22 protein-coding genes are annotated in these 22538 nt (G+C 64.0%); 11 read left to right on the top strand and 11 right to left on the bottom strand.

Going from position 1 to position 22538, the window contains the following annotated elements; genetic code table 11:
• Positions 1–92 precede the first annotated feature (92 nt).
• The 3 genes from FBZ93_RS19810 to FBZ93_RS19800 all read left to right on the top strand — a co-directional run bounded on the left by FBZ93_RS19810 (position 93) and on the right by FBZ93_RS19800 (position 4342).
• Positions 93–845 (top strand): GntR family transcriptional regulator, encoded by a 753-nt coding sequence (locus FBZ93_RS19810; RefSeq protein WP_146987679.1) that lies wholly within the window; start codon positions 93–95, stop codon positions 843–845.
• Between the two features lie 97 nt (positions 846–942).
• A complete protein-coding gene (locus FBZ93_RS19805) occupies positions 943–3909 on the top strand; it encodes an FAD-binding and (Fe-S)-binding domain-containing protein (protein WP_146987678.1) in 2967 nt (988 codons plus the stop codon).
• 4 nt (positions 3910–3913) lie between these two features.
• Positions 3914–4342 carry a GlcG/HbpS family heme-binding protein gene (locus FBZ93_RS19800; protein ID WP_146987676.1) on the top strand — a complete coding sequence of 143 codons (429 nt, stop codon included), beginning with the start codon at positions 3914–3916 and terminating at the stop codon, positions 4340–4342.
• Positions 4343–4523: 181 nt separating this feature from the next.
• Here FBZ93_RS19800 and dapD read toward each other — a convergent pair whose 3' ends face one another.
• From dapD to FBZ93_RS19780, 4 genes are all read right to left on the bottom strand, one after another.
• On the bottom strand, positions 4524–5495 hold the full coding sequence (dapD, locus tag FBZ93_RS19795; RefSeq protein ID WP_146987674.1) for a 2,3,4,5-tetrahydropyridine-2,6-dicarboxylate N-succinyltransferase: 972 nt from the start codon (positions 5493–5495) through the stop codon (positions 4524–4526).
• A 141-nt stretch (positions 5496–5636) separates the two neighbouring features.
• Positions 5637–6416 carry an enoyl-CoA hydratase/isomerase family protein gene (locus FBZ93_RS19790; RefSeq protein WP_146987672.1) on the bottom strand — a complete coding sequence of 260 codons (780 nt, stop codon included), beginning with the start codon at positions 6414–6416 and terminating at the stop codon, positions 5637–5639.
• Positions 6417–6494: 78 nt separating this feature from the next.
• Positions 6495–8594, bottom strand: a complete 2100-nt coding sequence (locus FBZ93_RS19785) for a molybdopterin oxidoreductase family protein (RefSeq protein ID WP_146987670.1) — start codon at positions 8592–8594, stop codon at positions 6495–6497.
• A 123-nt stretch (positions 8595–8717) separates the two neighbouring features.
• Positions 8718–9788, bottom strand: coding sequence for an ABC transporter substrate-binding protein (locus tag FBZ93_RS19780; RefSeq protein ID WP_167529115.1), 1071 nt, complete (start codon positions 9786–9788; stop codon positions 8718–8720).
• A gap of 175 nt (positions 9789–9963) precedes the next feature.
• On the opposite strand from FBZ93_RS19780, the gene FBZ93_RS19775 reads away from it, so the two are divergent.
• A complete protein-coding gene (locus FBZ93_RS19775; RefSeq protein WP_167529140.1) occupies positions 9964–10914 on the top strand; it encodes a tripartite tricarboxylate transporter substrate binding protein in 951 nt (316 codons plus the stop codon).
• Positions 10915–10952: 38 nt separating this feature from the next.
• Complete coding sequence (locus FBZ93_RS19770) at positions 10953–11663, top strand: molybdate ABC transporter substrate-binding protein (protein WP_146988129.1); 711 nt, start codon at positions 10953–10955, stop codon at positions 11661–11663.
• On the opposite strand, the gene FBZ93_RS19765 is transcribed toward FBZ93_RS19770, so the two are convergent.
• On the bottom strand, positions 11664–12470 hold the full coding sequence (locus FBZ93_RS19765) for an SDR family NAD(P)-dependent oxidoreductase (protein ID WP_146987666.1): 807 nt from the start codon (positions 12468–12470) through the stop codon (positions 11664–11666).
• Between the two features lie 81 nt (positions 12471–12551).
• On the opposite strand from FBZ93_RS19765, the gene FBZ93_RS19760 reads away from it, so the two are divergent.
• From FBZ93_RS19760 to FBZ93_RS19740, 5 genes are all read left to right on the top strand, one after another.
• Complete coding sequence (locus tag FBZ93_RS19760) at positions 12552–13295, top strand: GntR family transcriptional regulator (RefSeq protein WP_146987665.1); 744 nt, start codon at positions 12552–12554, stop codon at positions 13293–13295.
• 42 nt (positions 13296–13337) lie between these two features.
• Positions 13338–14369, top strand: a complete 1032-nt coding sequence (locus tag FBZ93_RS19755; RefSeq protein WP_146987663.1) for a TRAP transporter substrate-binding protein — start codon at positions 13338–13340, stop codon at positions 14367–14369.
• 42 nt (positions 14370–14411) lie between these two features.
• Positions 14412–14924, top strand: a complete 513-nt coding sequence (locus FBZ93_RS19750) for a TRAP transporter small permease (protein WP_146987661.1) — start codon at positions 14412–14414, stop codon at positions 14922–14924.
• 15 nt (positions 14925–14939) lie between these two features.
• Positions 14940–16235 (top strand): TRAP transporter large permease, encoded by a 1296-nt coding sequence (locus FBZ93_RS19745; RefSeq protein ID WP_146987659.1) that lies wholly within the window; start codon positions 14940–14942, stop codon positions 16233–16235.
• Between the two features lie 160 nt (positions 16236–16395).
• The gene (locus FBZ93_RS19740) at positions 16396–17490 is read left to right on the top strand and encodes an amidohydrolase family protein (RefSeq protein WP_146987657.1); all 1095 of its coding nucleotides are present in this window, start codon (positions 16396–16398) and stop codon (positions 17488–17490) included.
• A 72-nt stretch (positions 17491–17562) separates the two neighbouring features.
• On the opposite strand, the gene FBZ93_RS19735 is transcribed toward FBZ93_RS19740, so the two are convergent.
• Together FBZ93_RS19735 and FBZ93_RS19730 are read right to left on the bottom strand one after the other, a co-directional pair.
• A complete protein-coding gene (locus FBZ93_RS19735; protein ID WP_146987656.1) occupies positions 17563–17862 on the bottom strand; it encodes a hypothetical protein in 300 nt (99 codons plus the stop codon).
• A 108-nt stretch (positions 17863–17970) separates the two neighbouring features.
• On the bottom strand, positions 17971–18708 hold the full coding sequence (locus tag FBZ93_RS19730; protein ID WP_146988127.1) for a Crp/Fnr family transcriptional regulator: 738 nt from the start codon (positions 18706–18708) through the stop codon (positions 17971–17973).
• On the opposite strand from FBZ93_RS19730, the gene FBZ93_RS40685 reads away from it, so the two are divergent.
• Positions 18653–18928, top strand: coding sequence for a hypothetical protein (locus tag FBZ93_RS40685; protein WP_167529108.1), 276 nt, complete (start codon positions 18653–18655; stop codon positions 18926–18928). The two genes, FBZ93_RS19730 and FBZ93_RS40685, sit on opposite strands and share 56 nt — an antisense overlap.
• 68 nt (positions 18929–18996) lie before the next feature.
• Here the strand turns inward: FBZ93_RS40685 and FBZ93_RS19725 are convergent, their stop codons facing one another.
• Genes FBZ93_RS19725 through FBZ93_RS19710 form a run of 4 tightly spaced genes read right to left on the bottom strand, consistent with a single transcriptional unit; the run spans position 18997 to position 22506 of the window.
• Complete coding sequence (locus tag FBZ93_RS19725; RefSeq protein WP_146987654.1) at positions 18997–19836, bottom strand: phosphodiesterase; 840 nt, start codon at positions 19834–19836, stop codon at positions 18997–18999.
• A gap of 9 nt (positions 19837–19845) precedes the next feature.
• Complete coding sequence (locus tag FBZ93_RS19720) at positions 19846–20904, bottom strand: ABC transporter ATP-binding protein (protein WP_146987653.1); 1059 nt, start codon at positions 20902–20904, stop codon at positions 19846–19848.
• Positions 20901–21686: an ABC transporter permease gene (locus tag FBZ93_RS19715; protein ID WP_146987651.1), complete on the bottom strand. Its 786-nt coding sequence runs from the start codon at positions 21684–21686 to the stop codon at positions 20901–20903. Before FBZ93_RS19715 ends, FBZ93_RS19720 begins: the two co-directional genes overlap by 4 nt.
• Positions 21687–21690: 4 nt before the next feature.
• Entirely contained in the window at positions 21691–22506 is an 816-nt protein-coding gene (locus tag FBZ93_RS19710; RefSeq protein ID WP_146987649.1) for an ABC transporter permease, read from the bottom strand.
• Between the last annotated feature and the right edge of the window lie 32 nt (positions 22507–22538).

Raw genomic sequence — 22538 nt, 5'->3', positions numbered from 1 at the left:
TATTTTGCATTCATTTTTTGTCTTTTCAATCCAATTTTGGTATTCGAATTGGAAGATCGACGCGACCGCGACGGCAAACTATTGTTCAGAATATGAAATCCGCGATTCCCGAAACCGGGGTTCCGATCACTCCGCCCGTCGCCGGCAATGGCGGCGACCGCCAGGAGACCTCGCTACACGGCGAGATCCTGCTGCGGCTCCGCGACCATGTGGTGGAAGGCAACATTCCCGAGGGCGCCCGTGTTCCGGAACGGAAGCTCTGTGAGATGCTGGGGATCTCCAGGACGCCCTTGCGCGAGGCGCTCAAGGTGCTGGCCGCCGAAGGCCTGATCGAGCTCTTGCCCAATCGCGGCGCGCGGGTGCGCCAGCTCAGCCAGCGCGACCTCGAGGAATTGTTCGACGTCATGGCCGGGCTCGAGAGCCTCGCTGGACGACTGGCGTGCGAGGTCATCACGGATGAGGAAATCGCGGCGATCGAGCGGCTGCACTACGAGATGTACGGCCACTATTTGCACCGCGACATGCACGGTTATTTCCAGAGCAACCAGCAGATCCACGAGAGCATAGTCGCGGCCGCGCGCAACGAGACGCTGAAGACGACCTACGCCAATTTCGCCGGCCGGATCCGCCGTGTGCGCTATTCCGCCAATTTCGCCCGCAAGCGCCAGCGCTGGGCCGAGGCGATGCGCGAGCACGAGGCGATCCTCGATGCACTGCGCCGCCGCGCCGGCAGCGAACTCAGCGACATCCTGTTCCAGCACCTGCGCAACAAGCGCGGCGCCGCCATCGAGCACCTCGCTGAGGGGCAGGACAGCGCCCCCGAGGCTGCGCCTCACGGCAGCTAGCCTTGCTCATTTTGCATTCATAATGTAACTCTGATCTCAACTGAATGAATAATCCGCGGGCAATATTGGTTGCGCCGTGGATCACATTGGATCTGGGATGAAGAACGCCTCATCGCTCGAACAGCGCCTGCGGTCCGACCTGACCGGCGACGTGTTTTTCGATGCCTTCAATCGCGGCCGCTACGCGACCGACGCCTCGTTCTACCAGATCATGCCGGCCGGCGTGGTGGTGCCGCGGACCATTGACGAGGCGCTGCGGACGCTTGCGATCGTCCGCGACGCCGGGCGGATCGTCACCCCGCGCGGCGGCGGCACCTCGCAATGCGGCCAGACCGTCAATGACGGCATCGTGGTCGACCTGTCCAAGCATCTGAACAGGCTCATTTCGCTCGACGTCGCGAACCGCACCTGCGTGGTCCAACCCGGCATCGTGCTCGACGACCTCAACCGACAGCTCAGGAAGCACGGGCTGTGGTTTCCGGTGGACGTCTCGACCGCGTCGCGCGCCACGATCGGCGGCATGGCCGGCAACAATTCCTGCGGCGGCCGCTCGCTGCGCTACGGCACGATGCGCGACAACACGCTGTCGATGGATGCAGCGCTTGCCGACGGCACGCTGCTGCATTTCGGCGAGGTGCCGCGCGATCTGACGCGGGTCAATGCGTCCGACAGCGGCTTGAGGCTGTTCCGCGACATGCTCGATCTCGGCGAGCGCGAGGCGCTCGAGATCGCGGACAAATTCCCCAAGGTGCAGCGCCGCGTCGGCGGCTATAACCTCGACGCACTGGTGCCGCGCAACGCGCCGAACAACATGGCACATCTTCTGGTCGGATCAGAGGGCACCCTCGCCTTCACGACGCAGGTCGAGCTCAAGCTGTGGCCGGTGATCCGCAACAAGGCGCTCGGTGTCTGCCATTTCGGCAGCTTCTACGAGGCGATGGACGCGGCCCAGCATCTGGTGAAGCTGCGGCCCATTGCTGTGGAGCTGGTCGATCGCACCATGATCGCGCTCGGCCGCGAGATCGCGATGTTCCAGCCGATCATTTCGGCCGCGGTGCGCGGCGATCCCGACGCGATCCTGGTGGTCGAGTTCGCCGAGGAAGATCAGGCCGACAATCTCGTCCGCCTCAAGCAGCTCGGCGCGCTGATGGGCGACCTCGGCTTCGGCTGGGACAAGCCGCAGCGCAAATGGGGCGGCGTGGTCGAGATCGTCGAGCCGGCGCTGCAGACCGGCATCGCCGATTTCCGCGCCGCCGGCCTCAACGTCATGATGTCGATGAAGCAGGAGGGCAAGCCGGTCTCCTTCGTCGAGGATTGCGCGGTGCCGCTGCCGCATCTCGCCGACTACACCGAACGGCTCAATGCCGTGTTCGCCAAGCACGGCACCCGCGGCACGATGTATGCGCACGCCTCCGAGGGCTGCCTGCATGTGCGGCCGGTGCTCAACCTCAAGCTCGAGAAGGACGTCAAGGCAATGCGCGCCATTGCCGAGGAAGCCTTCGCGATGGTGCGCGAATACAAGGGCTCGCATTCCGGCGAGCACGGCGACGGCCTGGTGCGCTCGGAATTCCACGAGACGATGTTCGGCGCGCGCATCGTCGCCGATTTCCGCGAGGTCAAGCAGCGCTTCGACCCCGGCAATACACTCAATCCGGGCAAGATCGTCGATCCGCCCGGGATGGACGATCGCTCGCTGTTTCGTTATTCGCCGGATTACCGCGTCGGCGAATTGAAGACCGTGCTCGACTGGTCGGCCTATCCCGGCGCCGGCGGCGGCTTCCAGGGCGCGGTCGAGATGTGCAACAACAACGGCGCTTGCCGCAAGCTCGAGGGCGGCGTGATGTGCCCGTCCTATCGTGCCACGCGCAACGAGAAGGACGTCACCCGCGGCCGCGCCAATACGCTGCGGCTCGCGATCTCAGGCCAGTTGGGTGCGGACGCGCTGGCCTCCGACGAGATGATGGAGACGCTGAAGCTCTGTGTCTCCTGCAAGGCCTGCCGCCATGAATGCCCGACCGGCGTCGACATGGCCAAGATGAAGATCGAGGTGTTGGCGGCGCGCGCGGCAACGCACGGCCTCTCGCTGCGCGACCGGCTGGTCGGCTATCTGCCGCGCTACCTCGATCTCGCCTCGCGCTTCGCCCCACTTGCGAACTGGCGCAACAACAGCCCGCTGCTGCGCGCGCTGTTCGAGAAAATCGCCGGGATCAGCGCCAAGCGTGCCTTGCCGGAATTTCGCCGCGACACCTTCCGGCCCGACGCCGAGGTGCTGGGTCCGGCGGGCGGACGCGAAGTGGTGCTGTTCGCCGACACGTTCAACCGCGGTTACGAGCGGGAGAATCTCGACGCCGCGATCGAGGTCCTGGTCGCCGGCGGCTATCGCGTGCATCTGCCGAGGCCATCGAACGGCGCGCGGCCGCCGTGCTGCGGGCGAACGTTCCTGTCGGCCGGGCTCGTCGAACAGGCCCGCGCCGAGCTCGACCGGCTGGTTGCGACCTACGCGCCTTTCGCGGCCCGCGGCGTGCCGATCATCGGCCTCGAGCCGAGCTGCCTGCTGACCCTGCGCGACGAGCTGCTGTCGCTGCGTTCGGACGACGCCGCAAAGAGCGTCAGCGCGCACGCGCTGCTGTTCGAGGAGTTTCTGGTGCGCGAGGCCGAGGCCGGACGCCTCGCGCTGCCGCTTGGCGCGGTCGCCGGCAAGGTCGTCGTGCACGGCCATTGCCACCAAAAATCCTTTGGCGCGTTCAAGCCAGTGGAGAAGGTGCTCCGCCTGGTGCCGGGCCTCGACGTCAAGATCATCGAGTCGAGTTGCTGCGGCATGGCCGGTGCGTTCGGCTATGGCGCGGACACCTATCAGGCTTCGATCGAGATGGCCGAGCTGTCGCTGCTCCCTGCGGTTCGCAGCGCCGACCAGGACACGCTGATCGTGGCCGACGGCGCCTCCTGCCGGCACCAGATCAAGGACGGCAGCGGGCGCACGCCGCTGCATGTCGCCAGCGTATTGGCGATGAGCCTGAAACGTGCGACATCGAAATCCAACCAATCATTGCCGACAAAGGACTAAGCCCATGGCTGAGCTCACTCTCGACACCGCCCGCAAGATTCTGGATGCCGCCCTCGCCAAGGGCGTCGAGAAGAAGCTGAAGCCGCTGGTCGTCACCATCCTCGACGCCCGCGGCGCGGTGAAGGTGACGGCAGCACAGGACGGTACCAGCCTGATGCGGGCCGAGATCGCCCACGGCAAGGCCTACGGCGCGCTGGCGCTCGGCATGGGATCGCGGGCGCTGTTTCAGCGCGCGCAAGAGCAGGCCTATTTCATCGATTCTGTGAACACGTTGGCGCAGGGCCGGCTGGTGCCGGTCCCCGGCGGCGTGCTGATCATGAACGGCTCGACCCTGCTCGGCGCCGTCGGCGTCAGCGGCGACACCTCAGACAATGACGAGATCTGCGCCGTGGCCGGCATCGAAGCGGCCGGCCTGAAGGCCAACGCGGGCTGAGCTGCCGGGCCTGCTCTGTCGGGCCTGCGTGGCCAGGGCCCGCACTCATAGATCTTGGTCGATGTCCGGTTCGCCCCGACATCGACCGCCTCCGTGCAACCGCAGCGACTCTCGCGATGGACGAAAAGGCGGCATCGCTGACGCGCTACCATGTCGCTGACGACGGCTTCGATCGAACGGCCTAGCCGTGAAGTTGCGCGTTGAGGCCGTCCCAGTTCGGAGTCCGCCTGGTTGCCTCAAGAGCGCCGCTCTGGGAGTTACGCCGAAACAGCAGGCCCTTCTGGCCCGAGAGTTCCTTAGCTTTCAGCACTCGGCCATCCTCCAAAAGGATGCGCGCGCCTGCCGTGACATAACAGCCCGCTTCGACGATACAATCGTCGCCCAATGAAATGCCGATACCGGCGTTGGCTCCGATCAGGCAGCGCTCGCCAACTGTAATCCTCTCTTTCCCTCCGCCGGACAGAGTGCCCATGATCGACGCTCCGCCACCAATGTCGCTGCCGCTTCCCACAACCACACCGGCGCTGATCCGGCCTTCGACCATGCAGGGACCGAGCGTGCCCGCATTAAAATTGCAAAAGCCTTCATGCATGACGGTTGTACCCGGAGCCAAGTGGGCTCCGAGCCTGACGCGATCCGCATCTGCAATTCTCACATCCGCGGGCGTCACGTAATCAGTCATGCGCGGGAACTTATCCAAGCCCGTCACTTCGAAGGCGAGGGAACGCTTTCGCGCTCCGAGTCGCGCGTCCGGTACACGAGAGGGTTCGCAGGGACCGAGAGTCGTCCAGGCAACGTTTGGTAACAGACCGAATATTCCGTCGAGGTTCAGGCAATTCGGCTGGACGAGCCGATGGCTCAGCAGATGGAGGCGAAGATATGCGTCGTGCACATCAGCCGGCGCCGATGCAAGGGAGTCAATTTCCGTACGAATGGCAACGATGTCGACATTGCGGATGTCGTCGTGTCGCGCACATCCGTCTGCCGCCTCACCCAACGACCTGGTGATCTCGTCGCTCGTCAGCCGTACCGTCGCCGCCTTGCCGGGCTGCGCAACCAGGCTCAGCCGAAGAAACCAGGAATCCAACACGCGACCGTCAGCGGCAATCGTCGCAAATCCCTCGCCGCTCGCGCCCCTCAGCTCCATCGTCATTTGAATTTCTCACATTACGATCCTACGCGTAGTGCATACGCGAGTTCTCGTAGAATTAGCAACTTCTGAACTCTCAAACACGTCCGCTTTGGGTCATTTTCGACGGATTCAGCGGGTATTGTCGGCAGGCGCAACCCCTGCCTATCGCCCGGTCCAGGTCGGCTTGCGCTTCTCGCCGAAGGCCTTGAGGCCTTCCTTGGCGTCCTCGGTCATCGCGAGCAGCGCGATCTGGCTTTCGGTGTAAGCGATGCTTTCGTCGAACGACATCGAGGCGATCGCGCGCATGGCGTATTTGCCGCGGCGGATCGCCGTCGGCGACTTGTCGACGATGCGGCCAATCAGCCAATCGACCTTGGCGTCGAGCTCGGCCGCCGGCACGACATAGTTGAGAAGGCCCGCGGCCTGCGCGGTCTTCGCATCGAACGGCTCGCCGGTCAGCGCCCATTCGTTGACGAGGCGTGGCGGCGCGATCGACTGCAGCAGGCTCAGCACCTGCATTGGAAACACGCCGACCTTCACCTCCGGCAGACCGAAGATCACGCCATCGCCGGCCACCGCCATGTCGGTCATGCACAACAGCCCCATGCCGCCGGCCATGCAGACGCCGCCGACCCGCGCGATCGCGGGCTTGGTCGCGTTCTGCGACAGCCGCAGCAGATCGGCATAATCGACATTCGGCCGCGAAAAATCCATTGAGAACGCCGCGCCGCTGTTCTGCAGATCGGCACCGGCGCAGAACGCCTTGTCGCCGGCGCCGGTCAGCACGATGACGCGCACGTCCTTGTCGTCATGTGCCTCGCGATAACCCCTGGCGATGCCCGCGATCACACCGGCATTGAGCGCGTTTCGCTTGTCCGGGCGGTTGATGGTGATCCAGTAGGCCTGCCCGCGCTTTTCCAAGAGAACGCTGTTGTCGGTCATGTTTCCCGCCTTCTTTCCTGCCCATGTGCTGTTGTCAGCCGCCATTTGCGGCAGGATCGGCACCGACTGCAAGCAGGATTATGCGACGGCCGGCGCCTTCCTGATCCAGACCTTGTTGTCGTGGAATGCGGCGCCGCCGACCGGAGCGACGGCTTCGGCCCCGGTCAACATGTTGATGCCGCGGCCGCCGATATGCGACTTGTTCGGATGGATCGACTCGGCGATCAGCACGCCGCGGCGAACGCCATCGAACAGCTTTGCAGTCAGCGTGGTCTCGCCGCGCGTGTTGCCGAGCGTCACGGCATCGCCATCCGCGATCGACAGGCCAGCCGCATCGTCGGGATGGATCATCACGGTCGGCGCGCCCTCGCGGGCCTGCGACGATGGCGTCTCGTTGAAGCTGGTGTTGAGGAAGCTGCGCGACGGCGACGTCGCGAGCCGGAACGGATGCTGCGCGTCCGCCTCCTCGATGATCGTCCAGTGGTCGGGCAGCGAGGGCATCTTGTCCCACGCGCCCATCAGCCCGCCTGAACCGACCGGCACCTTGCCCCAATCGACCTTGAAGTGGAACTTCTTGTCGGCATGGGCAAAGCCGTCGAGATAATGCGAGGTGCGGAAATCGGGCTGCAGATCGCGCCAGATGTCGGCCTCCAGCGCCCCGATATCGCCGTGCCCGCTCTTCTTCAGCGTCGCATCGATCAGCTGGCGCGGCGTCATGTCGAAGCCGGGATGCACGGCGTTCAGTCTGCGGCCGAGCCCCTGCAGCACCTCGTGGTTCGAACGGCACTCGCCGGGCGGATTGATCAGCTTCGGGCCGATCGAGATGTGCTGATGGCCACCGCCGTAATAGAGGTCGTCGTGCTCCATGAACATCGTCGCCGGCAGCACGATGTCGGCCATCTGCGCCGTCTCGGTCATGAACTGCTCATGCACCGCGACGAACAGATCCTCGCGGGCAAACCCCTGCCGCACCAGCGCCTGCTCGGGCGCCACCGTCATCGGATTGGTGTTCTGGATCAGCATCGCCTTGACCGGCCCGCCGCCGCGCAGCGCCTCGGCATCGCCGGTCAGGATGCGGCCGATCTTCGACTGATCGAGCACCCGCGTCGTGGGATCGATCGCGTCGTGGCCCTCGATGATCGACTCGTCGAAGCGCCAGATTCCGGCATTGTTGAAGAACGCGCCGCCGCCCTCATATTGCCAGGCGCCCGTGACGGCCGGAATGCACGACGCGGCGTGCATCTGGGCGGCGCCGTTGCGGCTGCGGGTGAAACCGTAGCCCAGACGGAAGAACGAACGCTTGGTCTGTCCGACCAACCGCGCGAACGCCTCGATCTCCGCGACCGGCACGCCCGAGATCGCCGACGCCCATTCCGGCGTGCGGGTCTTCAGATGCGCCTCGAGCTCGTCGGGGCAATCGGTATAGCGCGCGAGATAATCGCGATCGGCAAATCCCTCGCGGAACAGCACGTGCATCACGGCGCAGGCGAAGGCGCCATCGGTCCCCGGCCGCAGCAGGATCTTGATGTCGGCCTGCTTCATGGTCTCGTTGTTGTAGACGTCGACCGCCGCGATCTTGGCGCCACGCTCCTTCCGCGCGCGGGACGCATGCGTCATCACGTTGACCTGGGTGTTCACCGGGTTGGTGCCCCAGATCACGACGAGGTCGGACACGCCCATCTCGCGGGGATCGACGCCGGCGATCTTGCCGGTCCCAGCGGCAAAGCCGATGCGCGCGATGGTCGAGCAGATCGTGCCGTAGAAGCGCGAATACTTTTTCACATGCGACAGGCGATTGAGGCCATCGCGCATCACGAGCCCCATGGTGCCGGCGTAGTAATAAGGCCAGACCGACTCGGCGCCGAACTCGCGCTCGGCGGCATCGAAACGCGCGGCGATCTCGTCCAGCGCCTCGTCCCAGGAAATCCGGGCGAACTGTCCGGAGCCCTTTGGCCCGGTCCGGCGCAGCGGAACCGTCAGCCGCTCGGCGTGATGGATGCGCTCGGCATAACGCGCCACCTTGGCGCAGACCACGCCGGCCGTATAGGTCTGCTGTTTGGAGCCGCGCACCCTGCCGATCGAACGTCCTTCGATTACCTCGACGTCGAGCGCACACGCCGAGGGGCAGTCGTGCGGACAGGTGGAATGGCGGATGTCGACCTTGGCATGCTGGTTCATACCAAATTGGTAACATCAAATATCCCCTCCGCCGAGGGGCATTATTGACCCAGCCCGGGCAAAAACCGGGCATGAGCCATGCGACAACGGCCGAGACAGACTGCTATCGGCCTGAACCGTCGGTCAAACGCGGAAGATGCGGGTGTAGCGCGTCTTGATCGATTCGCCTTCCCGCTCCACCGCCGCCGGATCGTCCTTCATCGTCTTGATGTCCTTCAACGGCTTGCGCCCGGCTTTCTCCTGGGCCTGCGCGTGGACGGACCTGAGGCCGCCGATCTCGACATTGAGCTGCTGCCCCTCGCGCCCGAGCGCGAACGACTGAAACAGCCTTGCCGCATTGGGATGCGGACAGTCCTTGAAGATCCCATTGGGGCCGACGATGATCGGCGATCCCTCGGTGGCATAGACCGGCTCGACCGGGCGGCCGGCTTCCTTCAACTGAAAGATGTTGTACTCGTTGCCGTCGGCCATCACCGCGCGCTCGCCGAGATCGAGCTTCTTCGGCGGATCGGTCGAAGACTGCACCTGCATGATGTTCTGCTTGGCGAGACGCTCGAAGAAACCCCAGCCGAGATCACGCTGCATCTGATAGGTCGCGGTCATGATGGTGCCGCTATAGCCGGGATGCCCCTTCACGATCTTGCCCTTCCATTTCGGATCGAGCAGATCGGCAAAGCTCTTCGGCGCCTCCTCGGCCTTCACGAGATTGGTGTTGTAGGCAATGATCGACAGCCAGACCCGGAAGCTGGCGAACTGTCCGTCCGCATCGCGATGTTCGTCCGGATAGTATTTCGCGACCTCATCCGGGACATAGGGCGCAAGGATGCCGTCGCGCTTCCACACGATGAAATGTGCAGCATCGGAGGAATTGACGACGTCGACCGCGTGAATGTTGCTGGAATATTCCTGGCCGACCCGCTGGAACACACGCTCCGCGCCAGTGCGTTCGACACGCACGGTGATCCCGGCATATTTCGCTTCGAATGCCTTCGCCAGCTTCTCGGCGACCGGCAGGTCAGTCGAAGTGTAGTAGACGACCTGTCCTTCCTTCTTCGCGGCCTCGATCAGCGCCGGCGTCACCGGTTCCGCAGGTGGCGCGGCAGCCGTCACGCGCGTTGAAAAGGCGGCGCCCGCCAGCACGGCGCTGGAGCCCTTCAGCAGATCGCGCCGCGATAGCCCAGGATGTTTCCTCATTTGATTCCCCGCACGTGATGGCGAAGTTTGAGTACACCGCCCTCCCGCTCTCATTCCGATGCGCGAAGACGGAGTCTGTCGTCGACAGAGCCTTCAGGTTGCAGCTAGACTTCTGATCAAGAAACAAGACTAAAGTTGGGGGAGACGATCAATGGCGGGCTTTCGGTGCGCCTTGATGTGTGTCGCGGCATTGCTGACCGTGTCGATGTCGGGCTCACGTGCCGACGCCGAGGATTACCCTGCGCGGCCGGTCAGGATCATCGTTCCCTTCGGCCCCGGCGGTCCGGCCGACGTCGTTGCGCGGCAGATCGGCAGCATCCTGCAGGAAAGCCTCGGCCAGCCCTTTGTGGTGGAGAACCGCACCGGCGCCGGCGGCGTGATCGGCACGCTCGAGGTCGCCAAGGCGCCGGCCGATGGCTACACCCTGCTGATGATGTCGAACACCCAGACCGCGAATGAATCGCTGGTGCCCCAACGCAAATACGAGCTGATGCGCGACCTCGTGCCGGTCGCATCCCTGAACACTTCGGATCTCGTGATCGTGGTCCACCCCGCCGTGCCGGCAACGACGTTGCAGGAATTCATCGCGCTCGCAAAGGCGGAGCCCGGAAAGCTGAACTACGCTTCGTCGGGCCAGGGGACGCCGTATCACATGGCGGGCGAATTGTTCAAAGCCATGGCCGGGATCAACGTCGTGCACGTGCCCTACCGCAACAGCGGCGAAGCCCGCAGCGGCGTCATCGGTGGCCAGGTCCAGATGATGATCGATGCCGTGCCGGCGATGGCACCGAATGTTGCCGAAAACCAGGTCCGCGCGCTTGCGACCACCGGCAAGACCCGTTCCGCGGTGCTGCCCAACATTCCGACAGTCATCGAGGCGGGCGTTTCCGGCTATGAGGCGACGATCTGGCTCGGCCTGATGGCGCCAGCGGGTACGCCGAAGCCGATCATCGACAAACTCAACATGGCCGTAATCGCCGCGATCAAGCGGCCGGAGGTCGCGAAGCTCTGGGCCGAACAGGGCGCGGTGCCGATGACGATGACGCCGGAAGCATTCGACACGTTCCTGCGCGCCGATATCGTGAAGTGGGCGGACGTCGTCAAACGACTGGACAAGACCGAATAGTCACGTGACGGCAGGACCGGGGTGATGGAACAGTGCACATGAAGACGTTGAATATCCTGAGCGGCGGCGCGGCGCAGGGACTGGTGCGCAGCCTTGCGCCTGCGTTTAAAGCCGAAACCGGCCTCGGCATTGCCGGTGATTTTGGCGCAGTCGGTGCCATGGCCGACAGGTTGCGGGCCGGCGTTCCGACCGACGTCGTCATCCTGACCTCTGCGCTGATCGCGACGCTTGCCGACGAAGGGCTGGCTGTGCGCAGCTCGATCGCCGACCTCGGCCGCGTTGAAACGGCGCTTGCGGTCCGCGCGGGCGATCCAGCGGCACAAGCCGAGGACGCAGCAAGCCTGCGGACAGCGCTGCTCGCCGCGGACGCGATCTTCGTGCCAGATACCGAGGCGTCAACCGCCGGAATTCATGTCGCCAAGGTGCTGGCACAACTCGGCATCACTGACGTCGTCGCCGACCGGCTGAAGATCTTCCCGAACGGCGCGACTGCGATGCGGCATCTGGCCGAGTCCCGAGACCGGCGACCGATCGGTTGCACGCAATCGACCGAGATCATCAGTACCCCGGGTGTCAAGCTTTCGGGGACCTTACCGCCGGGATGCGGGCTCGCGACCATGTATACGGCTGCCGTTGCAACGCAGGCATCGGCTGCACCGCAGGCGCAACGCCTGATCGGGCTGCTGACGTCGACGGATGCGTCTGAGCTACGCAGTCAGGCTGGTTTCGTTTCCGGCCCGATGTCGTAGCTAGCGCGCCAACTGGGTGAGACCCGTCGGCGGCCCATCGACCGCCGTCCAGCCGCCGTCGACGAACAGCGTGCTGCCGCTGACATAGCTCGCTGCGTCGGATGCAAGATAGGCGACGGCGGTGGCGACTTCGTCGGCGCTGCTCCAGCGATTGAACACGGTGTGGCCGGCATAGAGATTGTAGATGTCGGGCCGCTGCTTGAACGGGCCGGTCAACGCGGTTTCCGCGATGCTCGGCGCGATGGCGTTGACGCGGACGCCGGAGCGGCCGACCTCGGACGCGAAGCCCTTGACCAGGAGACCGATCGCGGCCTTGGTCGAACCATAGACCGCAAGCCCCGGCTCGATCGTCACCGCGCGCACCGAGGAGCAAGCAATCAGGCTGCCGCTCTGATGCTGGACCATGATGCGGCCGAACGCCTGGAAGAACCAGACCGTGCCCTTGATGTTGAGGTTGATGACGCGGTCGAGATCCTCCTCGGTGTAGTCGAGGATGGTCTTGCGGATGTTCAGCCCCGGCGTGGTGACGGCGATGTCGACGCGCTGCAATTCCGCGAGCGCCTTCGCCGCCAGCGCCTCGACGTCGGCACGATCGGCCGCATCGCAGGCGGCGGCCGTTGCCGATCCACCCTTCTCCCGGATCGCTGCGGCGGTCACCTCCGCACCCTCCAGCGTACGATCGGCGCACAGCACGCGCGCGCCAAGCGAGGCCAGCGCTTCAGCCGAGGATTTGCCGATACCGGAGGCGGCGCCCAGCACCACGGCGGTCTTGCCGGTGAGATCGAACAGCTTGCGGTAGTCGGTCACGTGACCTCCCGGGATGTGAGCGAAGCTCGTTTGCCTTCAGCGATCGCTTCATATACTAATATATCAGTTTTGAGAGCAAGAATGCCTGCCCGCTCGCCGAAAAAATCGGAGCTCCGCAACCTCGCCGGCCGCCGGCGGACCGGTCGTCCACGAACCGCAACGGCGGCGGCGCGGATCTATGCCGAACTGCGCGCTGAACTTGTCTCCTTGCAGCGCAGACCTGGCGACCCGATCGTCGAGGCCGAGATCGCGCGCTCCTATGGCGTCAGCCGGACGCCGGTGCGGGAAGCCATCCTGCGCCTGTCGGACGAAGGCCTGGTCGAGATTTTCCCGCAGTCGGGCATCTTCGTGTCGCGCATCCCGCTCGCCGCTCTCCCGGAGGCAATCATTGTCCGCAGGTCGCTGGAGGAAACCACGACCCGCATGGCGACCGAGCGCGCCAGCGCCAGCCAGATCCTCGGCCTGCACGCGATCCTCGAACGCCAGCGCGAGGCCCAGAGGGCCGATGATCGCGAGTCATTCCATCAGGCCGACGAGGCCTTTCACGCCGCCATCGCCGAAATTGCCGGACACCCCGGCATCTGGAAGCTGATCCTGCAGGTCAAGGTTCACGTCGACCGCTTCCGGTGGCTCACCTTGCCGCAGCGTGGGCGGATGGCCGAGGTCATCGCCGAGCACGAGGCCGTCATGGCCGCGATGGAGGCACGCGACCCGGCAGCCGCCGGGGCGGCGATGACAAGACATCTCGAACGGCTGCTGGCCGACATCGCGGCCACCCAGCACAACAATCCGGAGTTCTTCGACGAGCAACGCCAGCCGGCATGACCGCGGCCGGACTCCGGCCAGACATTTTTGGGAGGAATGACAATGAACCGTACAGATCGATCGCGGACTCGCGGCGCCGGGCTCAACCGTCGTGACATCATCAAGATCGGCGCCGGCCTGGGCGCGGCCGTTGCGACGTCGGCGCGGACAGCCTTCGGCCAGTCGAAGGCGGTGTTCAAGGCGTCAGACGTGCAACCGCCGGGCTATCCGACCGTGGTCGCAACGGAAAACCTCGGCAAGAAGCTCGCGGCGGCGACCAACGGCCGCCTCTCGCTGCAGATGTTCCCTTCGATGCAGCTTGGCGGCGAGAAGGAAACCATCGAGCAGACCCAGATCGGCGCGATCCAGATGCTGCGCGTCAGCGCCGGCTCGATCGGGCCGATCGTCGATGACATCAACGTCGTCAACATGCCCTTCCTGTTCAAGAACATGGCGCATGCCGAGCGGATGATGGACGGCCCGATCGGCCAGGAGCTGCTGGACAAGATCACGGCAAGCCCGAATGCCGGGCTGGTCGCGCTGTGCTGGATGAATTCCGGGGCACGCAGCCTCTACAACACCAAGCATTCGATCAAGACGATCGCAGACATCAAGGGCCTCAAGTTCCGCGTCATCGGCAATCCGATCTTCATCGACATGATGAACGCGCTCGGCGGCAACGGCGTTGCGATGGGCTATGATCAGGTGTTCAGTGCGTTGCAGACCGGCGTCATCGACGGCGCCGAGAACAATCCCCCGAGCTATGTCTTCAGCAATCATTACACCGCGGCGAAGCACTTCTCGCTCACCGAGCACCTGATCGTTCCCGAGGTGCTGGTGTTCTCGAAGCGAGCCTGGTCCGCGCTGTCGGCCGACGACCAGACGCTGACCAGGAAGCTTGCCCGCGAGGCGCAAATGGAAGAGCGCGGGCTCTGGAACACATACGAGCAGCAGGCGATGGAAAAGGCGAAAGCCGCCGGCTGCGAGATCATCGAGATCGCCGACAAGACGCCCTTCCAAAATGCGGTCAAGCCGGTCTGGGACAAATACGGCCCGAAATACCAGGACATGATCGGACGCATCCAGTCTGCCTGATGCGGCACCACGCGGGAAATCGACAACATACGGGAAATGGACATGGCCGGATCGTATCGCCGCGCGATGGACTATCTGTATCTGGCCTGCGTCATCACGGGCTCTGCCGCGCTGATCCTGATTTCAGCGGTCATCCCCTGGGCAGTGTTCACGCGCTACGTCCTGAACAGCGCCGCCTCCTGGCCCGAACCGCTCGCGGTGCTGCTCACCATCGTCGTGACGTTCATCGGCGCGGCGGCGGGATATCGGCTCAACCTGCATATGAATGTCGGCTATTTCGCCGGCAAGCTGCCGGACCCGCTCCGGGGGCTCGCCGACCTCGTCGTGCAACTGCTGATGGGACTGGTCGCGCTGTTCATGATGATCTGGGGCTATCGGCTCGTCGAGGTGACCTGGCACAACACGATCGCCGACTTTCCGTCGCTGTCGGTCGGCGTCACCTATCTTCCGATTCCGATCGGCGGCGCCTGCCTGCTGCTGTTCATCATCGAGCGGATATTCCTCGGTGCACCGCCCGATCCGATCGGCCCGCATCGTGACGCATCGATCGACTGACCGCGAGAAGCCATCATGGACATCTCCATCCTGCTCGCGACCATGCTGCTCTGTTTTCTGATCGGCATGCCGATCGCCTACTCGCTGGCGATGGCGGCCATCGTCGGCGCCTTGTGGATCGGCATTCCGCTGGAAGCGGTGATGCTCAAGATCTCCGACGGTGTCAGCAAGGTCGCGATGCTGACGATCCCGTTTTTCGTGCTGGCCGGCGCCATCATGGCCGAGGGTGGCATGGCCCGTCGCCTGGTCGCGTTTGCCGACGTGCTGGTGGGGTTGACCCGTTTGCGCGGCGGCCTTTCGATCGTCAACGTGCTGGCGACGACATTCCTGAGCGGCATTTCCGGATCGGCCGTCGCCGATACATCCGCGATCGGTTCGGTGATGATCCCGCAGATGGAGCGGAACGGCTATCCGCGCGTGTTCGCGACCAATCTGACGATCACCTCGTCGGTTCAGGCCCTTCTGGTGCCGCCGAGCCACAATGCGGTGCTCTACTCGCTGGCAACGGGAGGAACGATTTCGATCAGCGCTCTCTTCATGGCCGGCGTATTCCCGGGGCTGCTGCTCGGCTTCTCACTGATCATTCTGTGCCTAGCCGTCGCCTATCGCGAAAAGCACCCGCACGGCCAGACCGTGCCGGCCAAGGACGCCATCCGGATCGCCATCGATGCCTCCTGGGGTCTCATCACCCTGGTCATCATCCTGGGCGGCATTCTCGGCGGCATCTTCACCGCAATCGAGGCCGGCGCCATCGCCTGCATCTGGGCCTTCTTCGTCACCATGTTCATCTATCGCGACTATCGCTGGCGCGACCTGCCGGTGCTGCTGCATCGCACGCTACGCACCGTCGCGATGGTGATGACGCTGATCGCCTGCGCCTCAAGCGTCGGCTACATCATGGCCCTGACGCAGATGCCGGCCAAGATGACCGCCTTCTTCCTGTCGATCTCCGACAACAAGTACGTCATCCTGCTCCTGATCAACGTCCTGCTGCTGGTGCTCGGCACGCTGGTCGACATGGCGCCATCGATCCTGATCGCAACGCCGATCCTGTTGCCGGTCATGAAGAACTTCGGCGTCGATCCGGTCCATTTCGGCATGATCATGCTGCTCAATCTCGGCATCGGCCTGTGCCATCCACCGGTCGGCGCGATCCTGTTTGTCGGCTGCGCGGTCGGCAAGGTCACGATCGAGCAGGTCATGCGCAAGATCTGGCCGTTCTACGCGGTGATGTTCCTTGTCCTGATGTGCGTGACCTATCTGCCGGAAGTCTCGCTTTGGCTGCCGCGGCAGCTTCAGGTCCTGCACTGAGGACAAGCGGCACTGTTCCGTCGTCCTTGCACAAAGGCCGGCATCAAGCCGGTCTGAGCAGATCAACATTGCGCAACACGCACAGCGTGTGATCTTGCGACCGCCAGCCGTCATCCCTAGGCTTGCCATCCATAACAAAAAGACCAGGGAGGCGATCGTCATGAGCACAAGGCGTGATTTCCTGAAAGCGGGAGCGACGGCGGCAGCAGGTATCGTGTTCTGCGGCTGCGGGCTCGTCCACAACGCGAATGCACAGCCGTCGCGGCAGAAGTTACCGGTCAGCGTCGACGGCAAGCGCGTGAAGACGATCGACATTCACTCGCATTGCCACTTCCGCGAGGCCGGTGCCCTGCTCGGCGCCGATGCCGGGAAACTGCAGCTGCCGCCGGTCAACGGCGCTGTGGAAGCCTTCATCGAGATCGACAAGCGTCTGGCGGCGATGGACGCGCAGGCCGTCGACATGGAGGTGCTCTCGATCAATCCGTTCTGGTACGACCGCGATCGCGACCTCGCCGGCAAGATCGTGAAAATCCAGAATGAAAAGCTCGCCGAACTCTGCGCCTCGAAGCCCGAGCGGTTTGCGGCCTTCGCCTCGCTGACATTGCAGGCGCCGGACCTTGCGGTGCGGGAGCTGGAGACTGCGGTGAAGAAGCAGGGGCTGAAGGGTGCGGCGATCGGCGGTGTCGTCGATGGCGTCGAATTCTCCGATCCCAGGTTTCATCCGGTGTGGGCCAAGGCCGAGGAACTCGGCGTCCCCCTGTTCATCCATCCGCAGGGCGTTCCGGAGCTCGGCAAGCGGCTCTCCGGCAACGGCTGGCTCGGCAACACGATCGGCAACCCGCTCGAGACCACGATCGCGCTCTCGCATCTGATCTTCGAGGGGACGTTCGATCGCTTCCCCGGATTGAAGGTCATCGCCGCGCATGGCGGCGGCTACCTCCCCTCCCATGCCGATCGCTCGGACCATCCCTGCCTGGTCGGACCGAAGGGATGCAATCCGGAGATCAAGCTCCAGAAGGCGCCGACCGAATATCTCAAGCAGATCTACTTCGACTCCCTGATCTTCACGCCGGAGGCGATCCGGCACCTCGCCGCCCAGGTCGGCGCCGGCCAGATCGTGCTGGGAAGCGACTATCCCTATCCATGGCAACTGGCGCCGGTCGACCACATCTTCGCCTGCGCGTCGCTGAGCGACGACGACAGGGCGAACATTCTCGGCCGGACTGCAGCGAAGCTGCTCGGCGTTACCGCGTGATGATCGCGGCCGACCATTGGACGATTTGAATTGCCGTCGTCGCGCCCTTGTGCGCGACGACGGCATCAAGCATCAGTTGGCCTTCACCGTCCGCATCTCATTGCGCGGCAAAGCGGTGGGCGCCGGCTGCGCCATCCTGGGCAGCGGGTTGGTGTCGACGGCGTCGGTTCCGACGAACTCGGCCTGTGCCGCGTCCGATATCCATTTGACCGCGGCCGGGTGACTGACCAGCATCCCGATCAAGGCAACGATCACGAGCACCGGCAACGCGATCAGCTTGATGCTGAAGCTCTTGTAGTTGCTTTCCGGGTCCTGACGTCGGTTGTCGAAAGAGCCCTGCATGGATTCCTCCACAGTGCGGCCGTGATCCACCCGGGGCTCACTTACCGCAGAGCACGCAAGGCCGATGTGAATGGTTTCACAGGCTTTGTCCGGCTCACCGTTTCGTGAAGTGCAGAACTCGACGAGCGGCCGGCGCGGCTACTCGCCGTCATCAGCCCCGGCGTCAACCAGCGCCTGAAGCGACTCGGGCTTCAGCACCACGATCGCGCCATGCTCGAGCCTGACCCAGCCGCGTGTCGCCCAGGCGCGGAGCTGCTTGTTGATGCTCTCACGGGTCATTCCGACCATCTCGCTGATCTCCTGCTGGGTGATCGAGATGGTGCGCCCCTGCGGCTTGTGCTTGTCGCTCAGGCGCAGCAGCGCGCTCGCGAGGCGGCCGGGCAGGTCCTGCAAGATCACCTGCTCGACCTGATCGCTGGTCCAGCGCAACCGCGCGCACAGCAGCTCGATGAACTTCATCGCCAGCGTCGGCTGGCTGCGCACGAACGGAATGAACTCGCGCCGGTCGATGACGAACAGCTCGCAATTGGTGTTGGCGGTGGCGTCCGCCGTCCGCGACAGGCCGTCGAGCAGCGCGATCTCGCCGAAGATCTCGCCTGCCTCGATCAGGTTCAGAATGGCGTTGCGGCCATCCGGCGACGAGATGCTGATCTTCACCGTGCCCGAGATCACCGCAATCAGGCTGGTGCCCGGATCACCCTTGGAGAAGATCGTCGTCCCGCGCTTCAGCGTGATGTGCTTGGCATAGCGGCAGAGCTGATCGAATGCCTCGGGCTCGAGATCGGCGAAATAGGGATGCTTGCGCAGCACCGATAGTTTGTTGTTCGAAAACAACGGCACGCCGGCAGTTCGTTCAATGGGCGGCGCACCGGTCATCGTGATCCAGACTGATTGTGTTGCGTTCAATCGGCGCGCCAACAGCGCGACACCGACAGAGCCATCGATCAATGAAAGCGGAAACGACTATAACCCCACCGCGGGCCTACAGCAACAAAAGGTCCGATCCGCCGGCAGCGGGCTAGAAGGCATCCAAGCTACAATTTGGAATAAATACGTGCCTATGCAACGCTCAATTGCAGGCAGCGGCTGCCCGTGATCCGGAATATCCGGTCCAGCAATGACGATCTCGCCTGGCAAAAACCCGTCTGTGCGAGGGCCGCAAACTCACAACAGCTTGCCGTCTGGGCCAAAGAACGGGTGCGGCCCATCAAACCGACCGATCGGGACCTGGTGCGTCACCAACTGTCCAAAATCCTGCCCGGGAAACCACGTGTGCAAGTGAAATGCAGGGGGCTCCACCTTGAACGACGGTTCGCGGAGCTGCCCGAGGTCCAGGTCGACCGCATGGTTCGGTGCGGGGCAAATTGTCACGGGAAGCCCCGCGAGGGTGGTCAGCATCGCACGGTGGACGTGCCCGCACGCAATCAGCCGCACACGCGGGTGACGCTTGACGATTCCCGCCAACTCGTCGGCATTGAAGAGGTCTTGCCGGTCCATGTGCCAGATGCCGCCCTTGAATGGCGGGTGATGCAGGAAGAGCAGCGCCGGCCGGTCGGCTGCGGTCGCCAGCGCCTCGTCCAGCCATTGCAACGTGGACGCTTCGAGCAAGCCGTGAGGCTTACCGGCAACGCTTGAATCGAGCAGCAGGACATCGAGACCATTTACTTCGATCTTCTGGTCGAGCGGGCCTGCGGCGCGAACATAGGGTGCGGCCGGAAACGCTTCTCGCATCCACTCCCGCGAGTCGTGATTACCGGGAATGCCGGCAAACGGCAGGCGCAGCGGCGCGAGCAATCGCTTGAGATAATCGTATTCCTCGACCGACGGCGTATCGACAAGGTCGCCCGAGATGACGACGAAATCGGGCGCCGGCTCGAATGCGTTGAGTTCAGCCACGCAGCGCTCGAGCGCCTTGGCGGTGTCGACCCGGCCGTAGGCCAACGTTCCCGGCGGCTTGATGTGAAGGTCGGATATCTGGGCGATGAGGACAGGTTTCGACGGCATCGATCGATCTCAGGGTTCGGAAGGCAGAAGACGAAGCGCGTCGGCCGCGATCGAAAGCCCTACTCGATCGCCGACCTTGGCCTGGATCGTGTTGGGCGCGTCAACGTTGAGCGGCTTGCTCGATGCACCACTCACGACAATCCGCTGCCGGTCGCCGATGAAGCTGACGGAATCGACGACGCCCGAGAGCGCCTCCGTCCCGGCGTTCGTCACGCGAATGGTTTCGGGGCGGATCATGACGGTCGCGTTCGCGGTCGTCGCACCGCCCTCGATCGACAATCGCCCGCCGGGCAGGATCAATATGCCGTTCTCGATCGGAGCTTCCACGATATTCGCCGCTCCGATGAATTCCGCCACAAAGCGATCCTTCGGTACGAAGTAGACCTCGCGCGGTGCGCCGATCTGGGCAATCGCACCTTTCCGCATCACCACGATGCGGTCGCCCAATTCCATTGCTTCGGCCTGATCATGCGTGACGTAGATCGTCGTAATGCCGAGTGCTCGCAACAACCGGTTAAGCTCAGTCCGCAGCCGATCACGCAGGGCGGCGTCAAGCGCGGTCAACGGCTCGTCAAGCAACAAGATGCCCGGTCGGATCGCGACGGCGCGGGCCAATGCGACGCGCTGGCGCTGTCCGCCCGAAAGCTGGTCGATACGGCGGTTCTCCAAGCCCGTGATGTTCGTCAGAGCGACCAGTTCGGCGACGCGCGCGGCCCGCTCGTCCCTGGCAACGCCGCGGATCTTCAGCCCGTAGGCGATATTGTCCGCCACGGTCATGTTAGGGAACAAAGCGTAGGACTGAAACACCATCCCAACATTGCGCCGTTCGATCGGGACCGAGGTCATATCCTTGCCGTCGAACAGCACCTTGCCGCCGGCGTCCGGCAGTTCGAGGCCGGCGATGATGCGCAGCATCGTGGTCTTGCCGCACCCGGACGGCCCGAGCAGCACCAGCGTCTCGCCGCGCGCAATGTCGAGGGTCGCGGGATCAAGCGCGCGCGTGCCGTCGGCAAAGGTCTTGCCGCACGCCTCGATCCGCACCGCTGCACCGTGCCCCGCCGTACTCATCGCTTGTGGTCCCTATCGGCCAGCAGTTGCATCGCAACCAGGAGCGGAATGATCATCACGAAGAAGATCAGCGTGTAGGCTGAAGCGACTTCGAGCCGCATCGAGGCATAGCTGTCCGCGAGCCCGATGGGCAATGTCTTCGTCAACGGCGTATGCAGCATCCAGGTCAGGTTGAATTCACCGAGCGACAGCGTGACCACCATCAATGCGCCAGCCAGAATTCCAGGCAGCGCGTTCGGCACGATGACGTCGCAGAACCGCCGCCACGGCGACGCCCCCAGCGAGGCCGCCCCTTCATCCAGCGTCTTGATATCCACGGTGGCAAACACCGCCATCACCGATCGCACCATGAACGGCATGGTGAAGATCACGTGGCCGACCAGGATGAAGAGCCAGGAACGGCGAAAGTCGCCGAAGCTGCCATAGGCGAGCAGAAGTGCCAGCGCGATCGCGAGCCCCGGAATCGCCAGCGGCAAGGTGATGATCTCCTCGACGATGCGGGCAAGCCGACCTCCCCGCGCATGCAGCGCATAGGCCGCGGGAACACCCGCAAGCAAGGTGACCGCCAGCGTCGCGAATGCGATCACGAAGGAGAGCAAAATGGTGCCGGCATAGAGCTCCCAGACCTGCGCGACCCATTGCAGCGTTACGCCGGATTGGATGCCCCGGAAGTAATTGACGGTCACCCCGGCGGAGATCGAAAGCCCGGCGGGCACCACCAGGAACGCCGCAACGAGCAGCGTGAAGATGAACTGGCCGGTGAAGATCAGGCGATCGCGCATGCTTTTACCCGGCCGCCGCGACCGCGCTGCCGCTGAACGTGCGGGCGAGCGCAAGGATGAGCCAGGTGATCAAGCCAAGCCCGACCGACAGCGCCGCCGACGTGGCGAAATTGGCGGCCAGTGTGAACTCGGTGTAGATCAGCATCGGCAGCACATCGATGTTCGTCGCCAGCGTGAAGGCGGTGCCGAACGCGCCCATCGCGGTTGCAAACGCGATCGCGCCGGACGCGACGAAAGCCGGCGCCAGAGCCGGCAGCACGACGTCACGCTGCACCGCCCAGGGACTGGCGCCAAGCGAACGTGCCGCTTCCTCCAGACCAACATCGAGCTTCTGCACGGCCGCCATGATCGTGAGGATCACGCGCGGGATCGAGAAGTAGAGATAACCCAGGAAGAGCCCGTAGATCGAATAGGCGAAGACGAACTTCTCGCCGAAGATCCGGTTCGACAGATCGCCGATCAGCCCTTGGCGTCCGGCCAGCAGGATAATCATGAAGCCGACCACCACGCCGGGAAAGGCCAGCGGAAAGGTCAGCATCGCGATCAGCACGGCCCGCCCGGGGAAGCGGTGCCGCTGCAGGAACATTCCGGCAATCGTCGCCACGATCAACGTGACGACCGTGGCTGCCGCCGCGAGCAGCACGGTGTTGAACAGCGTCGCGCGATAGCGGCCTTCGGTCAGGACGGCGAGATATCCGGCGAGCCCGTGCGGACCTTCAGCGCCCGCAACCACCAGCCGCGCCATCGGCAACAGGAAGAATGCCGTGGTCACGACCGCAAGCGGCAGCAGGCAGAGCCAAACGAAGGACTTTTGCGACATCGGAAGAATGGTGCCCCGCGAAAGGCACCATA

It is taken from the genome of Bradyrhizobium macuxiense (assembly GCF_007993935.1).
In the GTDB taxonomy this organism is placed as follows: Bacteria; Pseudomonadota; Alphaproteobacteria; order Rhizobiales; family Xanthobacteraceae; genus Bradyrhizobium; species Bradyrhizobium macuxiense_A.
This window is presented reverse-complemented; position numbering and strand designations above follow the sequence as displayed.